Here is a 3,545-nt window from a genome sequence, read left to right on the forward strand (position 1 = left end):
CGCCGTAATGCCCGGCCTGTTCCTGCAGGCCGCTATGCGAGTGCCACCAGTAGGTGCCGGACTGGCGCACCGGGAATTCAGCGGTGAAGGTCTCTCCGGGCTTGACGCCGGGAAAGCTTACGCCCGGCACGCCATCGAGCTCGAACGGCACAAGCAATCCGTGCCAGTGGATCGAGGTGTCTTCGTCGAGCTGGTTATGGACGTTCAATCGGACGGTAGTGCCTTCCTGCAATCGCAACAACGGGCCGGGGATCGTGCCGTTGACGGCGATGGCGCCGCCGCGTCTGTTGCCGGTTGCAAAGGCAGACCGCGCGACAGTGAGGTCGATATTCGGCCCGGATACCTCGTCCAGCCCTTTGCGGGCGTTTCCTGCAAGGATGTCCGCCCCGCGGGCCCAGGCCGGCATTGCCCCGGCAAGGCCGAGCAAGCCCATTCCCCCTGCTCCGGCTCCGAGAAACTTGCGACGATTGACGGCGATCATATAAAGGCTCCTGACATCACGTTTACCGTTCCTTACGCGCGCAGAAGTCCCACCCCTCAAAGTTTCTCGAAGCGCTCTTTCAATCTGTTGCGCGCGCGATAGACGCGCGTTTCTATCGCTTTTTCGGTCGTGCCGAGAAGGTCGGCCGCCTCGGCCTGGCTGCGCCCCTCGATACTCACGAGCACGAGCGCTTCGCGCAGGCGCACCGGCATACGCGCAATCTCGGCAAGGACGAGATTGAGTTCCTCCCTGGAGCCGGCCAGCGCTTCGGGTCCAGGATGCTCGTCCGCAATGGTGTAAAGCTCATCGCTACCCGAGAAGCCGAAGAAGCCTGCGACCTTGCGCCTGCGCAAACGGTCCCGGCAGCGGTTGAGGACCACGGTCGTCAGATAGGGTGCGATCGGCTTGTCAGGATCGAGCCGATGGCGCGTCAGCCACACCGATGCGAGACTGTCCTGAACCACGTCCTCGGCCTGGGAAGGAGAAGAAAGCATGCGAGTGGCCAACGCAAGCAGCCGCCCGGTCTCGTTTTCGACCAGCTGGCTGAAGGCACGCCTATTTCCGGCCCGTGCCTGCGAAACAAGGGATTCGTCAGGATTGTCGTCCGCCCCTGCCACGCGTTTCAGTCCCGCGGGTTGCGGGTGAGGGCTTCAGACACCTTGCGGTCGAACTGGCGTTGCTGGTCCGGATCGAGAATCTCGCGCATATCGAAGACGTGGCGCACGGTCGCTTTCTGCAAATCGCCCATGCGCGCATGCACCTCATCGATCGCGGCCGAAACTTCGGGGCCGTACTCATGCTCGTTTTCCATAGCCTGGGCGAGCCGGGCGTTGGCTGCGCGCGCCGATCCTTCAAGCCGTGCCCGTTCGACCGCGAAACGCGCTTCGAGCGTATCGAGACGCTGCTCCTGATCGGCGGTGAGAGCGAGCTCGTCATGCACGAAATCGTGCAGTCCAGAGCCGGCTTCGTGATTGGCCCAGCGATCTGCGGCAAGAGCGCCGAGGCACCCGGCGAGCGCTGCCAGCAGCACCGCGAGAATAATATGCGTCGTCTTCAAATCTTATTGCTCCACGTGGAGGAGCGCTGACGGCGACAGCTGCTCGCCGAGGATAAGACTTTCACCGAACGGCGCCGGCGATGCAGCATAGCCCCCGGGCCATCCGCTGGTTCCCGCGCCCGCCCCGAGCCCGACGACGAAAAGACCGGCAAACAAAGCCGCCCGCCGACGACGATCGGCAATTTCACCGAGCTGTCCGGCACGTTGCCAGACGCCATCCATGAAGTCGGGAGGGACTTCGCTGGCGGCGGTGGCGGAAAGCGACCCGAGCACCGCATCGAGAGACTGATTGTCGCGCATCCGAAAAACTCCTGTGGGTTGCACCTGTCCTATACGCGCTCGTCTGCACAAACCCTTAAACTTCTTTTTTTGAGGGAATGACTGCAGCCGTACGTAATCGAGATGGGTCTGTCAGAAACGGGTCGTACCCGGGATGAATGGGAGCCTAGTCATGAATAATGCCACCGCGCCCGAAAATAGCCGTGATTTCACACCTTTGCTGGGCAAGAGCTTCCTTACGCCGCTCTACGACCGGGCAATCGGTCTGTTCACCCGCGAAAATCTCTGGCGACAAAAGATCGTGGAAGAGCTGCATCTTGCCCCAGGCGACCGGGTGATCGATGTTGGCAGCGGAACCGGCACTCTTCTTAAGGCATTGATGAAGGATTGTCCGCAAGCCGGGCTGATCGGTGTCGAACCCGACCCGGCCGCGCTTGCGATTGCCCGACGCAAATTCGGCGCAGGAGCCGATCTCCTCAAATGGCACGACGGTTTTCTCGGCGACCTCGAGTTGCCCGATGGATGGCAACCCAACAAGATCGTCAGTAGCCTGGTCCTTCACCAGGTCCCTTTGCGAGAGAAGCAGGCTATCCTTGAAACCATCGAGACCCTGCTCGTGCCGGGCGGGACAGTCTTGATTGCGGATTACATGAAACAGGACAGCAAGCTGATGCGCGCTCTCTTCAGAGCGACGGTCCAGTCGCTCGACGGTGTCAGGGACACGCAACCAAGCGCAGACGGCGAAGTCGAAAAACTGTTTGCCGAGATTTTTTCGGAGCCCCGGCTGCTTGGCCGGATTCCCACAGTGACCGGGACAATCTCGCTCTGGCGCGGGTACAAGAAAGGAATTGCGCAATGATTTCAAGGAAGGTTTCGGTGCTCCGGCGGCCGGTCGCCGCCGCGGCCCTGCTGGTGCTGGCAGCCTGTTCCAACGTGGCACAGGCGGCGACCTATACGATGTACCGCGATCCCGGATGCGGATGCTGCCTCAGCTGGGCAGGCCATGTCGAAGAAGGGATGGAAGCCAAGGTCGCATCGGTCGACAGCAACGACATGGCGGCAATCAAGACCGCGCGGGGGGTACCCCAGGAACTGTGGTCATGCCACACGATGGAGGTCGATGGATACATAATCGAAGGCCACGTGCCTGCCGAAGCCGTTGCCAAGCTGCTGCGCGAACGTCCCGCCGGTGTTGCAGGTCTATCGGTTCCGGGGATGCCATTGGGATCGCCCGGCATGGAGGCCGGAGGGCGGAACCAGCCCTACGAGGTCATTGCCTTTGGCCCGGGCGGACAGCGCGTCTTTGCATCTTATCCGTGAGTGTGGGGAGCCTGCAACGGAGGCCTCAGGAACCATCGCGCCAACGATGTGCAGCGGATTGCTTGCGGGGGACCGACACAAACCCGGGTGAACCGGGATGGGCGCAAAGACGCCTGCCGATTTTCCCGCCGGGTCTGGGGTTGGCTGCCCCCACCAGCCCCAGACCCTTCAATTTGTGACAGTGCGACAATCGCAAAAGAGGAGAAACACGTTGGAACGACGATCGATCAAGAGTTCGATACTCGCATGGGGCTGGACGCTCAGCCTGCTGCTGCTTCTCAGCTATCTGCTATGCGTCGCTCTTGGAGTGCTCGCGCCCGAGCGGTTTCACATGCACGAAGCCTGGGCACCGCTCCTTCCGTGGTTCGAATGGCTGACCCTGTCGGGGTTCCTCGCGGGCGCGGCGGG

7 protein-coding genes are annotated in these 3,545 nt (G+C 61.9%); 3 read left to right on the top strand and 4 right to left on the bottom strand.

Features of this window, described 5'->3' with window-relative positions:
- The 4 genes from AC4FIJ_RS16380 to AC4FIJ_RS16395 form a co-directional block, all read right to left on the bottom strand.
- A partial coding sequence (locus tag AC4FIJ_RS16380) for a multicopper oxidase domain-containing protein (RefSeq protein WP_490337690.1) occupies positions 1-481 on the bottom strand: 481 nt, incomplete at its 3' end.
- 56 nt (positions 482-537) lie between these two features.
- Positions 538-1,098 carry an RNA polymerase sigma factor gene (locus tag AC4FIJ_RS16385; protein ID WP_490337691.1) on the bottom strand — a complete coding sequence of 187 codons (561 nt, stop codon included), beginning with the start codon at positions 1,096-1,098 and terminating at the stop codon, positions 538-540.
- 5 nt (positions 1,099-1,103) lie between these two features.
- Positions 1,104-1,538, bottom strand: coding sequence for a periplasmic heavy metal sensor (locus AC4FIJ_RS16390; protein WP_490337692.1), 435 nt, complete (start codon positions 1,536-1,538; stop codon positions 1,104-1,106).
- Positions 1,539-1,541: 3 nt separating this feature from the next.
- Positions 1,542-1,838, bottom strand: a complete 297-nt coding sequence (locus AC4FIJ_RS16395; RefSeq protein WP_490337693.1) for a hypothetical protein — start codon at positions 1,836-1,838, stop codon at positions 1,542-1,544.
- A 151-nt stretch (positions 1,839-1,989) separates the two neighbouring features.
- Between AC4FIJ_RS16395 and AC4FIJ_RS16400 the strand changes: the two genes are divergently transcribed.
- The 3 genes from AC4FIJ_RS16400 to AC4FIJ_RS16410 all read left to right on the top strand — a co-directional run.
- Positions 1,990-2,676 (top strand): class I SAM-dependent methyltransferase, encoded by a 687-nt coding sequence (locus AC4FIJ_RS16400; RefSeq protein WP_490337694.1) that lies wholly within the window; start codon positions 1,990-1,992, stop codon positions 2,674-2,676.
- Positions 2,673-3,137, top strand: a complete 465-nt coding sequence (locus tag AC4FIJ_RS16405; protein WP_490337695.1) for a DUF411 domain-containing protein — start codon at positions 2,673-2,675, stop codon at positions 3,135-3,137. Before AC4FIJ_RS16400 ends, AC4FIJ_RS16405 begins: the two co-directional genes overlap by 4 nt.
- Before the next feature lie 211 nt (positions 3,138-3,348).
- Positions 3,349-3,545, top strand: a 197-nt coding sequence (locus tag AC4FIJ_RS16410; protein ID WP_490337696.1) for a hypothetical protein, incomplete at its 3' end; no start/stop codon positions are given.

The sequence above is a fragment of the Croceicoccus sp. genome (assembly GCF_983967925.1).

What these genes read in the sequence shown, in the direction of transcription:
- AC4FIJ_RS16395 (WP_490337693.1), bottom strand. Translation starts at nt 1,838, where the DNA reads ATGCGCGACAATCAGTCTCTCGATGCGGTGCTCGGGTCGCTTTCCGCC.
- AC4FIJ_RS16400 (WP_490337694.1), top strand. Translation starts at nt 1,990, where the DNA reads ATGAATAATGCCACCGCGCCCGAAAATAGCCGTGATTTCACACCTTTG.
- AC4FIJ_RS16405 (WP_490337695.1), top strand. Translation starts at nt 2,673, where the DNA reads ATGATTTCAAGGAAGGTTTCGGTGCTCCGGCGGCCGGTCGCCGCCGCG.